Source organism: Streptomyces sp. NBC_01089, assembly GCF_045162975.1.
Lineage (GTDB): Bacteria > Actinomycetota > Actinomycetes > Streptomycetales > Streptomycetaceae > Streptomyces.
Window position 1 is genome coordinate 5,547,726 of sequence record NZ_CP108660.1, and the last position, 14,865, is coordinate 5,562,590.

The 14,865-nt window shown below is 70.4% G+C and carries 12 protein-coding genes; 2 read left to right on the top strand and 10 right to left on the bottom strand.

What is annotated here, in order from left to right:
- The first annotated feature begins 759 nt into the window (after positions 1-759).
- Positions 760-1,281 carry a universal stress protein gene (locus OG510_RS24995; RefSeq protein ID WP_406139705.1) on the top strand — a complete coding sequence of 174 codons (522 nt, stop codon included), beginning with the start codon at positions 760-762 and terminating at the stop codon, positions 1,279-1,281.
- 135 nt (positions 1,282-1,416) lie between these two features.
- Here the strand turns inward: OG510_RS24995 and glmS are convergent, their stop codons facing one another.
- Both glmS and OG510_RS25005 read right to left on the bottom strand, forming a co-directional pair.
- Positions 1,417-3,234, bottom strand: coding sequence for a glutamine--fructose-6-phosphate transaminase (isomerizing) (gene glmS / locus OG510_RS25000; RefSeq protein WP_406139707.1), 1,818 nt, complete (start codon positions 3,232-3,234; stop codon positions 1,417-1,419).
- A 15-nt stretch (positions 3,235-3,249) separates the two neighbouring features.
- A complete protein-coding gene (locus tag OG510_RS25005) occupies positions 3,250-3,525 on the bottom strand; it encodes a hypothetical protein (RefSeq protein ID WP_164265437.1) in 276 nt (91 codons plus the stop codon).
- A 227-nt stretch (positions 3,526-3,752) separates the two neighbouring features.
- Here OG510_RS25005 and OG510_RS25010 point away from each other — a divergent pair, with 227 nt between their 5' ends.
- A complete protein-coding gene (locus OG510_RS25010; protein ID WP_406139709.1) occupies positions 3,753-5,399 on the top strand; it encodes a beta-N-acetylhexosaminidase in 1,647 nt (548 codons plus the stop codon).
- Positions 5,400-5,471: 72 nt separating this feature from the next.
- Here the strand turns inward: OG510_RS25010 and OG510_RS25015 are convergent, their stop codons facing one another.
- The 8 genes from OG510_RS25015 to OG510_RS25050 all read right to left on the bottom strand — a co-directional run bounded on the left by OG510_RS25015 (position 5,472) and on the right by OG510_RS25050 (position 14,789).
- Positions 5,472-7,268, bottom strand: coding sequence for an IucA/IucC family protein (locus OG510_RS25015; protein WP_406139710.1), 1,797 nt, complete (start codon positions 7,266-7,268; stop codon positions 5,472-5,474).
- Positions 7,265-7,789 carry a GNAT family N-acetyltransferase gene (locus OG510_RS25020; RefSeq protein WP_406139711.1) on the bottom strand — a complete coding sequence of 175 codons (525 nt, stop codon included), beginning with the start codon at positions 7,787-7,789 and terminating at the stop codon, positions 7,265-7,267. Before OG510_RS25020 ends, OG510_RS25015 begins: the two co-directional genes overlap by 4 nt.
- The gene (locus OG510_RS25025) at positions 7,786-9,066 is read right to left on the bottom strand and encodes a lysine N(6)-hydroxylase/L-ornithine N(5)-oxygenase family protein (protein WP_406139713.1); all 1,281 of its coding nucleotides are present in this window, start codon (positions 9,064-9,066) and stop codon (positions 7,786-7,788) included. Before OG510_RS25025 ends, OG510_RS25020 begins: the two co-directional genes overlap by 4 nt.
- Positions 9,050-10,501, bottom strand: a complete 1,452-nt coding sequence (locus OG510_RS25030) for a pyridoxal phosphate-dependent decarboxylase family protein (RefSeq protein WP_406139714.1) — start codon at positions 10,499-10,501, stop codon at positions 9,050-9,052. The genes OG510_RS25025 and OG510_RS25030 overlap by 17 nt, the downstream gene beginning before the upstream one ends.
- A gap of 120 nt (positions 10,502-10,621) precedes the next feature.
- Positions 10,622-11,485 (bottom strand): siderophore-interacting protein, encoded by an 864-nt coding sequence (locus OG510_RS25035; protein ID WP_406139716.1) that lies wholly within the window; start codon positions 11,483-11,485, stop codon positions 10,622-10,624.
- Positions 11,486-11,488: 3 nt separating this feature from the next.
- Complete coding sequence (locus OG510_RS25040) at positions 11,489-12,517, bottom strand: ABC transporter substrate-binding protein (protein ID WP_406139717.1); 1,029 nt, start codon at positions 12,515-12,517, stop codon at positions 11,489-11,491.
- 261 nt (positions 12,518-12,778) lie between these two features.
- Complete coding sequence (locus OG510_RS25045) at positions 12,779-13,492, bottom strand: response regulator (protein ID WP_406139718.1); 714 nt, start codon at positions 13,490-13,492, stop codon at positions 12,779-12,781.
- Positions 13,493-13,568: 76 nt separating this feature from the next.
- The gene (locus tag OG510_RS25050) at positions 13,569-14,789 is read right to left on the bottom strand and encodes a sensor histidine kinase (RefSeq protein WP_406139719.1); all 1,221 of its coding nucleotides are present in this window, start codon (positions 14,787-14,789) and stop codon (positions 13,569-13,571) included.
- Between the last annotated feature and the right edge of the window lie 76 nt (positions 14,790-14,865).

The following is a 14,865-nucleotide window of genomic DNA, read 5'->3' on the forward strand; positions in this document are numbered from 1 at the left end:
AGATCGAATCTACTGTGTCCCGTGCTGTCGGCGTGACAAGTTCGACTGACGGCGTTATGTCGACATGGCAACTTGGCGCGAAGCATTCGATCAGGAAGCGTTTCACTCAGGAAGCCCCCAGGGAAGTGGGCATCCCGCGCATGGCCCGTCCCAGTAGGGTGCGAGAGCCGCCGTTGGTCCTTTCATCCCTGGTGGCACGGGGGTTGACGTATCGTTCCGCCAAGGTCGGGGTAGGTCACATAAGTTGGCTGAAAACGATCGGGCGCGCGGGTGGGATTCAGTCAGCACACCGGCGTGCGCTGCCCAGACTGCCATCGGAACCTGTGCGCTCCCGGTACGCGCGGGCCCGCGCGGCGGACGAACGGCGGACGAGGAGCGGCCGGACGGCGGCCGGGCGAGTGCCGTACGCCCCCTGCCTGCCCGCCCGGTGGCCGGCGCATGGCCGGCCGGTGCCGGGCGCGCGTACCGGAGCCGCGCGGGGGAGCGGGCACGGGCGGGCGGCGCCGACGGCCGGTTTCCGGCGCCGGCGGCCCGGGACGGGAAGCTGTAGCTACCACCTGGCATTGCCATTTACCGGCCTGCTCGGGCATGCTCCCTGGAACGCCGGACTGGATCGGCGGGCAGTGGGCAGGAGAGGAGTGTCGCCGTACTCTGGAGGGTATGGGCTTGGGAAGATGATTCCCGGACACAGCTCCGCCGGACACGCTTCACCGCCAACTGCCGTTCCCTCCCAAGAGGATCTTCTTCGCCGAGATACCGATGGCCGGTTACGAATTCTCCGAACCCGCGGACCGCAGGCAGACCGCCGATCCATCGGCTGAACTCCATGCGGCGGACGCCACACGTCACGCATGTGATCCCGCTTTCAGACACGGGGTCGTCGTCGGTTTCGACGGCTCGACCTCCAGTGAGCGGGCTCTCGCCTATGCCATCGGCATGGCCGTACGACTGGGCTCCGGCCTGATCATCGTCCATGTCGCCAACCGGCTGCCGACCACGGTCTGGGCGGGCTGCGAGCCCCCCGTCTTCGTGGATGTGCCGGACCACAGGACCGAAGTGCTCGGCCTCGAACTGGCCTGCGCGGACTACCTCGCCGATGTGCCCTGGATCCTCGTGGAGCGCGGCGGCGACATCTGCCACGAACTGGAGGAGGTCGGCCGGGAGTACTCGGCGGACGCGATCGTCGTCGGCTCGACGCACGGCATCGTCGGGCGGATCTTCGGCTCGGTGGCCGGCCGCCTCGCCCGGCGCGCCCAGCGGCCCGTCATCGTCATCCCCTGACCGCCGTCCAGTGACCGCCACCCCGTCACGCAACACCGGCTGCCCCCGGGGCGGTTGCCACCGGGAGCAGCCGGACGGGCCGCCGCGCGGCCGTGCTGCTCTGCCGTGCCGCTCGGCCGCGCGTCCGGTCCCGTGCTACTCGACCGTGACCGACTTCGCCAGGTTGCGCGGCTTGTCGATGTCCCGGCCCAGGGTCAAAGCCGTGTGGTAGGCGAGCAGTTGCAGCGGGATCCCCAGCAGGATCGGGTCCAGTTCGTCCTCGTTCTTCGGCACCACGATCGTGTGGTCGGCCTTCGGCTGCTCCTGGTGCGCGACCGCGAGGATGCGCCCGTCGCGCGCCTTGATCTCCTCCAGCGCCGCCCGGTTCTTCTCCAGCAGATCGTCGTCGGGCACGATCGCGACCGTCGGCATGGCGGGCTCGATCAGCGCGAGCGGGCCGTGCTTCAGCTCGGACGCCGGATACGCCTCGGCGTGGATGTACGAGACCTCCTTGAGCTTCAGCGACGCCTCGCGCGCCACCGGGTAGCCGCGCACCCGGCCGATGAACATCATCGACCTGGCGTCCGCGTACTCGACGGCCAGCTTCTCGATCTCGTCCTCGCGGTCCAGGATCCCGGCGATCTGGGCGGGCAGCTTCCGCAGCCCCGCGATGATCCGCTTGCCGTCGGCCACCGACAGGTCGCGGATCCGGCCCAGATGGAGGGCCAGCAGGGCGAAGGAGACCACCGTGTTGGTGAAGCACTTGGTCGAGACGACACAGACCTCGGGGCCCGCGTGCACGTACACCCCGCCGTCGGTCTCACGCGCGATGGCAGAGCCGACGACGTTCACCACGCCCAGCACCCGCGCGCCCTTGCGCTTGAGCTCCTGGACCGCCGCCAGCACGTCGTACGTCTCACCGGACTGCGACACGGCGACATACAGCGTGTCGGGGTCCACCACCGGGTTGCGGTAGCGGAACTCCGAAGCGGGCTCGGCGTCCGCGGGGATGCGGGCCAGCTCCTCGATCAGCTGGGCGCCCATCTGGCCCGCGTGGTACGAGGTGCCGCAGCCGAGGATCTTCACCCGGCGCACGCCCCGCGCGTCCCGGGCGTCCAGGTTCAGACCGCCCAGGTGCACGGTGGAGAAGCGGTCGTCGATCCGGCCGCGCAGCACCCGGTCGACCGCTTCGGCCTGCTCGGAGATCTCCTTGTGCATATACGTGTCGTGGCCGCCCATGTCGTACGACTCGGCCTCCCACTCCACGGTGGTCGGCGTCGACGAGGTGGTGGAGCCCTCGGTGGTGTACGTACGGAAGTCGTCGGCCTTGAGGGTGGCCATCTCGCCGTCGTCCAGCGTGACGACCTGGCGGGTGTGCGAGACGAGGGCCGCCACGTCGGAGGCGACGAACATCTCCTTCTCGCCGATGCCCAGGACGACCGGCGAGCCGTTGCGGGCGACGACGATGCGGTCGGGGAAGTCCGCGTGCATGACCGCGACGCCGTAGGTGCCCTCGATCAGCCGCAGGGCCTCGCGGACCTTCTCCTCCAGCGTCGCGGCCGGGGAGCGGGCGATGAGGTGGGTGAGGACCTCGGTGTCGGTCTCGGAGAGGAACTCCACGCCGTCGGCGTTGAGGCGGGTGCGCAGGTCGGACGCGTTGTCGATGATGCCGTTGTGGACGACGGCGACCTTGTTCTCCGCGTCCAGGTGCGGGTGGGCGTTCACATCGCTGGGGGCGCCGTGGGTGGCCCAGCGGGTGTGGGCGATTCCGGTGGTGCCCGCGAACCGCTTCGGGACCCGGGCCTCCAGCTCGCGCACGCGGCCCTTCGCCTTGACCATCTTCAGCGCGGCCGACTTGGGCGAGGAGATGACGATGCCGGAGGAGTCGTACCCCCGGTACTCCAGCCGCTGCAGCCCCTCCAGCAGCAGCGGTGCCACATCACGCTTGCCGATGTACCCGACGATCCCGCACATATCGCTCCTTGGTTCCTAGCCGTAGATCATGCGGCGCAGCTGCCGCAGGGAGAGCTCGGGCGGTGCCACTGCACGATGAGGCAGCTCGTCCGAGATCTGTTGGAAAATATCCGGGTTCGTCAGCCCGCGGGCCTGCAGCTCGCGGTGGCGCCTGCGGACGAACTCCTCCGTCGTCTCGTCGAAGTAGGCCAGCACATCGAGGACCACCCGGGCGGCTTCGCCGCGCTGGAGCGCCGAGCTGCGCACCAGGTGGTCGATGAGGTCGTCGTACGACGGACGGGTTGCGGACACCCGTTGATATTGGAGTGGCGGGAGGGTATTCGCAATATTTCTGCCCGATTCCGGGCAGATGAGGGCGGCTGGGCTGCTTCGGATTCGGTTGTTCCGGCCGGTTCGGGCTGAGACGGGGATCCGGAGTGGTCTATACCCTTGACCTTCCCCGGGGCGCACGGTAGCCATGGGGGCACGTTCGGTTGCCCAGCGCCACAGTTGCGAGACCCTCCGGAGGGAATCCGCTTGTGAGACTGCACAGAACACTCCGATCCAGGTCCCTGCCCCGGCTCCTCGGTACGTTGCTCCTCGTCACGGCCGCCGGATTCGCCGGCACCGGAGCGGCCCCGGCCGCAGCCCCCGCCGCACCGGCCGCCCCGTCCGCGGCCCCCGCCGTCCGTCCGCTGGGCGCGGTCGTCCCGGCCCCCTCGTCCGTCAGGGCGGGCGGCGCCCCGTACGCGATCACCGGCAGGACCCACATCAGGGCGGACTCCGGCGCCGCGCGCCAGGTCGGCTCGTATCTGGCGGGGCTGCTCCGCCCCTCCACCGGCTATCCGCTGCCCGTCACCGGCGGCTCGCACGGCGGCCGGGGTGACATCACGCTGACGCTCAGCCCCCGTGAACGCGGCCTCGGTGACGAGGGGTACCGGCTGGTCAGCTCCGCGCGCGGAGTCACGATCACGGCGGAGAAGACCGCCGGGCTCTTCCACGGCGTCCAGACCCTGCGCCAGCAGCTGCCCGCCGCCGTCGAGGCGAAGCGGCGGCAGCCAGGCCCCTGGCAGGTCGCGGGCGGCACCGTCACCGACGTACCCCGGTACGCCTACCGCGGCGCCATGCTCGACGTCTCGCGGCACTTCTTCACCGTCCAGCAGGTCGAGCGGTACATCGACGAGCTGGCGCTCTACAAGATCAACAAACTGCATCTGCACCTCAGCGACGACCAGGGCTGGCGCATCGCCATCTCCTCCTGGCCGAAACTGGCCACGTACGGCGGCACGACCGAGGTCGGCGGCGGCAAGGGCGGCTACTACACCAAGGCGGACTACCGGGAGATCGTGCGCTACGCGGCCTCGCGCCACCTCGATGTCATCCCCGAGATCGATCTGCCCTCGCACACCAACGCGGCCCTGGCCTCCTACCCGCAGCTGAACTGCGACGGCGTCGCGCCCCCGCTCTACACGGGCACCGACGTCGGCTTCAGCTCGCTGTGCGTGCCCAAGCCGGTGACGTACGACTTCGTGGACGACGCCGTACGTGAGCTGGCCGCGCTCACCCCCGGCCGGTATCTGCACATCGGCGGCGACGAGGCGCACTCCACCAGCCAGGCCGACTACAACGCCTTCATGGACAAGGCGAAGGCCATCGTCGGCAAGTACGGCAAGAAGGTCGAGGGCTGGCACCAGATCACCGCAGCCGCCCCGTCCAAGGGCGAGGTCGCACAGTACTGGGGGTACGACGCGACCGGCGCCGCCGAGCGGGCGCAGGTCGTGGACGCGGCGAAGAAGGGCACCGGGCTGGTGCTCTCGCCGGCCGACCGCGCCTACCTCGACATGAAGTACACGGCGGACACCAAGCTGGGCCTGGACTGGGCGGGGCTGGTCTCCGTAGAGCGCTCCTACGACTGGAATCCGGCCACCTATCTGGCGGGCGCGCCGGCCGGTTCGGTCCTCGGGGTCGAGGCGCCGCTCTGGTCGGAGACGCTGACCACCAGCGAGGACATCGACTACATGGCGTTCCCGAGGCTGCCCGGCATCGCCGAGCTGGGCTGGTCGCCGCAGTCCACCCACGACTGGGCCGCGTACCGCACCCGGCTCGCCGCGCAGGCGCCCCGGTGGGACGCGCTGGGCATCGGCTACTACCGGTCGCCCCAGGTGGACTGGCCCGCGCAGCGGTAGACACTCCGGTGGCCCGGCGTACGGAGAGGACCGGTCTCCGCACGCCGGGCAGTCCGGCGCGATCGCCGTGGATCAGGCGATCGGGTTCTTCAGCGTCCCGGAGAGCTGCAGCGCGCCCGCCGGGTCCTGGAGGTCCACCATCTGCTGGTTGTTGCGCAGCTGCAGCCGGTTGAGGCAGGAAAGCCCGAACTCCGGCGCGAACAGGTCGTACTGGCGGAACTTGTCGGCCAGCTGCGGCATCGAGCCCTGGTACTCCCGCACACACGCGCCGACGGTCCGCCAGAACTCGTCCTCGCCGAGCACGCCCTCGGTGGCCAGCGTCGCACCGAGGAAGCGGAAGAAGCAGTCGAAGACGTCGGTGAACAGCGACAGGAGTTTCATGTCGTCCGGCACATCGGCGCGGACCCGCTCGACGTCCGGCGGCAGCACCGCGTCCGGGTCCATCACCGCGATCTCCTCGGCGATGTCCTTGTAGACCGCCCGCCGCACCACGCCGTCCTCGATCACCAGGATCACGTTCTCGCCGTGCGGCATGTACACCAGGTCGTAGGCGTAGAAGCTGTGCAGCAGCGGGGTGAAGTACGCCGTCAGATAGCGGCGCAGCCACTCGGCGGGGGCCAGGCCGGACTCGGCGATGAGCGCGCCGGCGAACGAGGCTCCGGCGCGGTCGGTGTGCAGCAGCGAGGCCATGGTGGCGAGGCGCTCACCCGGTTCGAGCGAGGGCACCGGGCTCTCCCGCCAGAGCGCGGCCAGCATCTTCCGGTACGGCGAGCCCTTGACGGTGGCCTGCTCGTACTGCCGGTGGTGGTAGCCGATCGAGGCCCGCTCCTTGATGATGGTCAGGCCGGTGGCCCTCAGCACCGGGTCGCTCTCGATGAGCTGCGCGAGCCAGTCGTTGATCGCGGGCGTCGCCTCCATGTACGCGGCGGAGAGCCCGCGCATGAAGCCCATGTTGAGCACCGAGAGCGCCGTTTTGACGTAGTGCTTCGCCGGGTCGCTGGTGTTGAAGAAGGTGCGGATCGACTGCTGTGCGAGATACGAGTCGTCACCGTGTCCCAGCAGGACGAGCCGCTGCTTGGCCACCTCGGCGGCGAAGGTGACGGAGAGTTTGTTCCGCCACTGCCAGGGGTGGACGGGGATCAGGAAGTACGCGTCGAGGTCGAGGCCGAGCCCGGTCATGGTCGCGGCGAACCGCTCCAGCGTCTCCTCGCTCAGTTCGGCCCGGATCAGCGACTCGTAGTCGAGTCCGGCGCCCGCGCTGAAGGTGGCGTGGTCGCGGCGGGCGGCCAGCCAGATCAGCCGGACCGGGCTGGCGGCCTCCGGCGCGTAGCTGAGGTATTCGTCCGAACCGAAGCCCAGGCGGCCGTTGTTGGCGACGAAGCAGGGGTGGCCCTCGGTCATCCCGGTCTCGATGTCCTGGAAGCCGGACACGGCCAGCTCGGCCGCGGAGACCGGGTGTTCGGCGTGCCGGGCGAGTTTGTAGGCGGTGCTGGACAGCGTGGAGGAGATCTCCTCCAGATAGACCGGCAGGATCGCCTCGCTCAGCCCCAGCACATCGCGCAGCTCGATGAAGAACTCCAGCGCGTCCAGCGGAAGTTCATCGGTGCCGCGGTGCCGGGTGATGGACTCGGCGGGGATGTGCCAGTGGTCGAGGGCGAGGATCCGGGCGCGGAACCGGTACTCGGTCCCGCCGTCGTCACTGCGTACGGAGAACGGGGTTTCCCCTGTTCCGGCGGGACCGAGGTGCGGAGTGTCCTCGCTCAGCGGCTGTGGGGACAGCAGCCGCTCGTGCGAGAACTCCGCGAGCGCCTTGCGGATCAGAAGCCGCTCGGCCTCGGCCCAGAGTACGGGGGTCAGATGGGTGCTCATCGGCGGGCTCCATCGAACGCGGCGCGGGTGCAGACGCTCAGCAGTGCGGTCTTCTCGGGCTTCGCCAGTTCACGCACCACTTCGAAGCCGACGGCCTTGTTGAGCGCGTGGACCGCCGTGTTGCGTACGTCGGGCTCCACCACGACCCGGCGCGTCGCCGGGTCGGCGAACAGCTCCGTCATCACGGCCGTGATCACCGCCCGGGTGAAGCCGTGGACGGGGGTGTCGGTGGGCGCGACCAGGAAGTGCATGCCGACATCGCCCGGTTCGGGGTCGTAGAGACCCTTCAGCTCGACGTGCGCCGGGTCGTACCGCTCCATCAGGAACGCCGGGGTGGAGCCGTGCAGTCCTATGAAGGCGTCGTGGTGCTCCGCCGCCGCTATCGCCATGTACTCGCGCTCGACATCGGTCAGGCTCGCGTCCTGCATCATCCAGTAGCCGGACTTCGGGTGGGTGACCCAGCCGTGTACGAGTTCGGCGTCCTTGCGGGGGTCGAGCGGGCGGGTGGTGAACCGGTTCATGCGGTGAACTCCTGGAAAGCGATGGTCTTTTCGACCGGGTAGTACTCCTGGCCGTCGAGCAGCTCGCGGATGATGCACGAGTTGCGGTACGCGGCCATCCCGAGGTCGGGTGCGACGAAGCCGTGGGTGTGCAGCTCGGCGTTCTGCACGTAGATCGTCCGGTCCGCGTCGATGCTGTAGTTGCGGTGGACGTCGAAGCGGCCCTGGTCGTCCCAGTTGATCCGGTCGTGGACCGGGGCGAGGAAGCCGGGCACCCGGTACTTGTAGCCGGTGGCGAGGACGAGCCCCTGGGTGGCGAGGGTGAAGTCCTTCTCCTGCTCCTCCTGGCGCAGCCCGAGGGTGTAGGTGCCGTGGTCGTAACCGGCTTTCTCCAGCGAGGTGTTGGTCATCAGCCTGGTCGCCACGGGGCCGCGCCGCTTCTTCGCGTACAGCAGGTCGAAGATGGCGTCGATCAGCTCGGAGTTGATGCCCTTGTAGAGGTTCTTCTGCGACACGTTGAGCCGGTCGCGGGTCCTGGACGGCAGCGCGTGGAAGTAGTCCACGTACTCGGGCGAGGTCATCTCCAGCGTGAGCTTGGTGTACTCCAGCGGGAAGAACCGCGGCGAGCGGGTGATCCAGTTCAGCGCGTAGCCGTGCTGGTCGATGTCCTGGAGCAGGTCGTAGTAGATCTCGGCCGCGCTCTGCCCGCTGCCGACGACGGTGACCGACTCCTTGGCCTGGAGGGCCTCTTTCGCCCCCAGATACTGGGAGTTGTGGATCAGGTCGCCGCCGAGGCCCTGGCAGGGCTCCGGGAGGTACGCGGGGGTCCCGGTGCCGAGGACGAGTCTGCGGCCCCGGTACTGGGCGCCGGCCGCGGTCCGCACCGTGTAGAGCGCGTCCCGCTCCTCGTACGTCACCTCGGTCACCGACTCACCGAAGCGGATCGCCGGTATTTTCGCGGCGGCCCAGCGGCAGTAGTCGTTGAACTCCTCGCGCAGCGGATAGAAGCTCTCGCGGATGTAGAAGGAGTAGAGCCGCCCGGATTCCTTCAGGTAGTTGAGGAAGGAGTACGGCGATGTGGGGTCGGCCAGGGTGACCATGTCGGACATGAAGGGTGTCTGGAGGGTGGCGCCCTCCAGGAACATGCCGCTGTGCCAGTCGAAGTCCGGCTTGGACTCCAGGAAGAGGCCGTTCAGCTCGTCGATCGGGTCGGTCAGGCAGGCGAGCCCCAGATTGAACGGTCCGAGCCCGACCGCGATGAAGTCGTAAGGGTCGTGGGACTCAAGAGGCGTGGACAAGGGTTTCTCCCAGGTACTGGCCGGCGTGCTCGGCGAGGAGTTCGAGGACGGCCGCGATGTCGGCGAGGGTGGTCTGCGGGTTGAGGAGGGTGAATTTCAGATAGGCGCGGCCGTTGACGGTCGTTCCGGCGACGACGGCCTCGCCGGACGCGAACAGCGCCTTGCGCGCGTACTGGTTGGCCCGGTCGATCAGCGCGGGATCGGTGACTTCGCGGGGGATGAAGCGGAAGACGAGGGTGGAGAGCTGCGGCTCGACGGCCACGTCGAAGCGCGGGTCGGCGGCGAGCAGCTTCCAGCCCTCCTCGGCGAGGCCGACGACCTCGTCGAAGAGGCGGCCGACCCCGTCGGCGCCCATCACCCGCAGCGTCATCCACAGCTTGAGGGCGTCGAAGCGCCGGGTGGTCTGGAGGGACTTGTCGACCTGGTTCGGGATGCGGGCCTCGGCGGCGGAGCGCGGGTTGAGGTAGTCCGCGTAGTACGTGGCGTGCCGCAGCGTGACCCCGTCCCGTACCACCAGGGCGCTCGAACTCACCGGCTGGAAGAAGGACTTGTGGTAGTCGACGGTGACCGAGTCGGCGTGCTCGATGCCGTCGAGGCGCTCGCGCCTGCTGGATACGAGCAGCCCGCAGCCGTACGCCGCGTCGACGTGCATCCAGGCGCCGTAGCGCGCGCACAGCTCGGCGATCTCGGGCAGCGGGTCGATGGAGCCGAAGTCGGTGGTCCCCGCGGTGGCGACGACGGCCATCGGGACCGCTCCGTCGGCGCGGCAGCGCTCCAGCTCGCGGGCGAGCGCCCCGGTCTGCATGCGCTTGTCCTGGTCGCAGGGGATGGAGACGACCGCGTCCCGGCCGAGGCCGAGCAGTTTCGCGGACTTCTGGACGCTGAAGTGGCTGCACTCCGAGGTGAACACCCGCAGCGGCGCGGCCGGGGCTGCCTGGTCGGGGGACTTGGCCTCCTCGCGGGCCAGCAGCAGCGCCTGCAGGTTGGACTGCGAGCCGCCGCTGGTGAAGACACCGTCGGCGCCCGGTCCGTAGCCGATGCGGCCGGCCGTCCAGTCGACGAGCCGCTGCTCGATCAGGGTGCCGCCGGCGCTCTGGTCCCAGGTGTCGAGCGAGGAGTTGACGGCGGAGAGCACCGCTTCGGCGACCACCGCGGGGATCACGACCGGGCAGTTCAGATGTGCCAGGTAGCGGGGGTGGTGGAAGTAGACGGCGTCCCGCAGATAGACGGTGTCGAGTTCGTCCAGGGCGGCTTCCGCGCTGCCCAGCGGCTTGTCGAGGTCCACGGAGTCCAGGGCGGGGGCGAGTTCATGGGGTGCGATCCCGGTGAACGGCTTTTTGGTGGAGGCGAGTTGGGCCGCCACCCGCTCGACTGCTGCGGTGGCAGTGAGGCGGTACTGCTCCGCGGTCGTGTCATTGAGCAGGTGTGAGCGCATGAACGGTCCTCCGGGAAGGGAGAAGGGGGGAGAGGGTCACTGCGACGTCGTAGGTTAGGTAAGCCTAACCTACCTTTTCCGGGCGTCGCAATGGGGCCTCACCCCCTGGGAAAGCGCTGGTCAGGCGGCTCTCGCCGCGGCTTCCCTCAGCTGTTCCTCGCTGAGTCCGCGGCGCCAGTAGCCGACGAACGTGACCTGCCTGCGGTCGATTTGGCGCTCCCGCACGAGATGGCGGCGCAGCTCCTTGACGCAGCCGGACTCACCGGCGATCCAGGCGTACGGGTGCGCGCCGGGCAGCTCGGCCGCGCGTACGGCGTCGACGGCGGCCGGGGCGCCCTCGTCCCGTACCAGCCAGGTGATCCGTGCGTCGGCCTCGGTGCGCAGCGGCAGCCGGTCCGCCGCGTGCTGGACCTCCAGCCAGACCTGGGCCCTGGTGCCGGCCGGCAGCCACTCCAGGATGGCCGAAGCGGCGGGCAGCGCGGTTTCGTCGGCCCAGATCAGCACCGAGTCGGTGCCGGTGGGCGGCTGGAAGCGGACGGCGGTGTTGTGCTCGACGGCGGGGCCCAGGACGCGGACCCGCTGTCCTGGGGTGGCCTGCCGGGCCCACCGGGAGGCGGGCCCGCTCGCCGTACCGGCAGGCCCCGCGGCTCCGGCCGGCTCCGCCGCGCCGTGCAGCGCGAAGTCGATGTCGACCTCGTCGGGGTCGCGGCGCTGTTCGCGCACGGTGTACGAGCGCAGTACGGCCCGTTCGCCGGCGGGCAGCGCCCGCCACTCGGCGAACCAGTTCTCGCCGGACGGCAGTCGGGGCTCCCGCTGTCCCGGGTGCGGCAGGAACAGCGAGAGGCTCTGGTCACGGCCTCCGGCGGCGAAGTCCCTGAGGTCCTCGCCGCCGAACGTGATGCGGACCATCGACGGGCCGAGCCGCCGCGTCCGTACCACGTGCAAGCCGAAGAAACGGAAAGGGGCGATGGCGGCCGTCGTCATGGGTCAGCTGACCTTCTTCGCTGTCTCTATCGCCTTGGCCAGCGCCTCCAGGGCCGGGGCGCACTTGTCGTAGGAGAAGATCGGGTCGGTCGTGGAGCGCGGGATGACCTGTCCGGCCTTGACCGCGGGCAGCTCGCCCCAGGTCGGCTTGGACTTCAGCGCGGACGGCTGGAGGGCGGAGGTCCGGTTGTCCATCATGATGATGTCGGCCGGGTACTTGTCGGCGTTCTCCCAGCTGAGGCTCTCGAACCAGCCGTCCTTGTCGACCTTGTTCGGTACGACGATGTTGACGCCGAGCTCCTTGAAGTACCGCAGGTCGGCCGAGGGTTCGGGGGTCGAGATGTAGAGCAGGTCGGCGCTGGCCGAGCCGATGAGCACCTTGATCTTCGGGTTGGCCTTCGCGGCGGAGCGCAGCCGGGCCGCGGCCTTCTCGAAGCGGGCCTTGGCGTCGGTGACCTTCTTGGCCTTCAGGTCGGCGCCGAGGGACTGCGCGAGCTCGGCGTGGCGCTGGAGGGCCGCGGGCATCGAGGTGCGGGCCACCATGAGGGCGGCGCTCGGGGCCAGCTTGAGGATCTTGGACTTGGACTCGTCGGGCACGTACCAGAGGGCGCCCTTGTCGTACATGCCGGTGATCAGCAGCTGGGGGCCGAGCGCGGCGTACTTCTCCACGTTGAACTCGCCCCAGACGTTGCCGAGTATCTCGACCTTGCTGATGTCGAGATCGCCGGCCTGGACGTCCGGTTTGCCGTCCTTCGTCTTGGTCGGTCCGAAGACCGCGGCGACCTCGACGCCGTAGTCGTGCAGGGCCGCTGCGGTGCCGGTGAAGGCCACGATCTTGGTGGGCGTCGAGTCCGCCTTGGCGGTGATGCCGCGGTCGTCCTTGAAGGACCAGGGGCCGGAGTCCGATTTCGCAGAGCCCGAGCTCTTCGAGTCCTTGCCACCGCAGGCGCTGAGAGCGGCGCCGATGCCGATGACACCGCCTGCGGCGAGGATGCCGCGGCGGGAGAAGTGGGAGGCGCGGGCGTTGGGCATGGCTGGGCTCTGCTTTCCGTACGTGCCGGGACGGCCACTGGGCGATTCCTGGTCAGGCTAGCCTAACCTCACCTTTTGTCCAGAGGGTGGGGGCCGGAAGGCAGGTGCCGGAGGGCGGATGCCGGTGCCGGAGGGCGGGGGAGCCGTGCCCACCGGTGCGCTGTCGGCCGGGCGGGTCCGTGCCCCACCGGCCCGCTGTCGGTGGGGCGGGTCCGTGCGCGCCGGTGCGCTGTCGGCCGGGCGGGGGCCGCCGCGCGCCGTCTACGGGGTCCGTTCGGCCAGTCCGTACCGCCAGGCCCAGGCGATCAGTGAGCCGCGGTCCTCCAGGGCCAGTTTGGCCAGTACGTGGTTGAGGTGGGTCTTGACCGTCGCCTGGCTGACGACCATCTCCTTGGCCACCTGCCGGTTGTTGAGCCCCTGGGCCACCAGGCGGACGACGTCGACCTCCCGCCGGGTGAGGCCCCCGGCCTCGGGCGGGGTCCCGGACGCGGAGGGGGACGTGGTGGCGGGCTCGGGCGCCGGTGCGGCCGTGCCGGGAGCGGTGGAGTCCGGGTCGTTGAGGACCAGTTCGACCAGGCGGCGCTGGACCGCGGGGTCCAGCACGGTGTGGCCGGCGGCGACGTCACGGACCGCGGCCAGCACCGCCTCACCGGTGGCGTCCTTCGTGAGATAGCCGGACGCGCCCGCCCGCAGCGCGGGCATCACCGCGTCGTCGTCCGCGTACGTGGTCAGGATGAGCACCCTGACCCCGATGTCCGCGGCGACGACCCGGGCCGTCACCTCGGCGCCGGTCAGCCCCGGCATCCGCAGGTCGACGAGGGCCACGTCGGGCCGTGACTCCGAGGCCAGCCGCACCGCTTCGTGCCCGTCGCCCGCCTCGCCGACCACCTCCATGTCGTCGGCCGATGAGAGCAGCAGCACGACCCCGTCCCGTACCACTGCCTGATCGTCCGCCACCAGCACCCGAATCGTCACCCGTCCGCCTTCCCTCACGTGCGCGTCGCCCGGACGCCGGCCGCCGTCCGTACGCCCCATCCTCACGCGCCGGTCCTCACGCGCCCAACTTCCCTCCCCGGTCTTCCTTCTCCGGTGCCGCCCGCGGTGGCGCCCCGGCCCCCGCGACCGGTACGCCCATCTCGATCCGCCAGCCCGCACCGCCCGGTACCGGCCCGGCCGACAGCCGCCCGCCGACGGCCTCGATCCGCTCGGCCATGCTCCGCAGACCGGTGCCGCTGCCCTTCACACCCGACGGCGCGCGGCCGGCCGGCAGCCCCTGGTCACTCACGTCCACCCGCAACTCCCGCTCCGCCCACGCCACATCCACCTCGATGGCGCTTCCCGTCGCATAGCGGGCCGCGTTCGTCATGGCCTCCTGCACCGCCCGGTACACCGCGTGGCCCGCGTCGGGCCCGAGCGGGCAGGGCCGTCCTGCGACCCGCAGCCGGGCCTCGCCGGGGAAACCGCCGACCAGTGTCCTGAGGTCGTCCACACCGCGGAGCGGTGCGACCCGCAGCGCACCCACGGCGGCGCGCGCCTCCTGGACCCCGTCGCGGGCGAGGTCCGCGGCCCGGTCGAGCGGACCGGTCAGCGACGCGGGCGCGCCCTCCCGGTTCGCGATCGCCCGTACGGCCTGCAACTGCACGGAAAGACCGGCGAGACTGTGGGCCAGGACGTCGTGCATCTCGCGGGCGATACGGCTGCGTTCCTCCCCGGCCGCCGCCTCCTGCAGTGCCTGCCGGGACGCCTCGACCTCGGCCAGCAGCGCGACGGCCCGGTCCCGCTCCGCCTGGAGGGCGGTGTGCTCCACCGACCGGTCGGCGAGGAGCCAGGCGCCCACCCCGGCCAGCAGCCCGGCCAGACTGCCGGTGACCACCATGATCGCGATCCCGAACGCGGCTGATATCACGGCGACGCCGGTCGTCCGCACGGGCCCCACCGGGAGGCGCAGCGGGAGGACGGAGACGCCCGCGAGCACCGGGAAGGAGCCGAGCCCGGCCGGCACCAGGAGCGAGACCGCGAGGCCGGAACCGATGGCGATCGTCGCGCCCAGGGTGCCCAGGAAGGACGGCAGGGTCCGCCGGCCCAGCAGCAGCCCCAGCGCCGCGAGGACGCCCAGCGCACCGACGACGATCCTGAGGGACGTCCCGTGGGCCCCGGCCACGGTGACCGCCATACAGGCCACCATGGCCGTCGCGCCCCGGAAAGTGCCCCGGTTCAGCCCTTCCCAGCCCGGTGCTTCCCAGACCGGCGTGCTCCACCAGCGCCCGTTCATCCCCGCACTCCGTTCTCCGCCGGCGGCCACACTCCGGTGTTCTCGGCCGGCTGCTCCGCCCCGCTGTTCTCCGCCG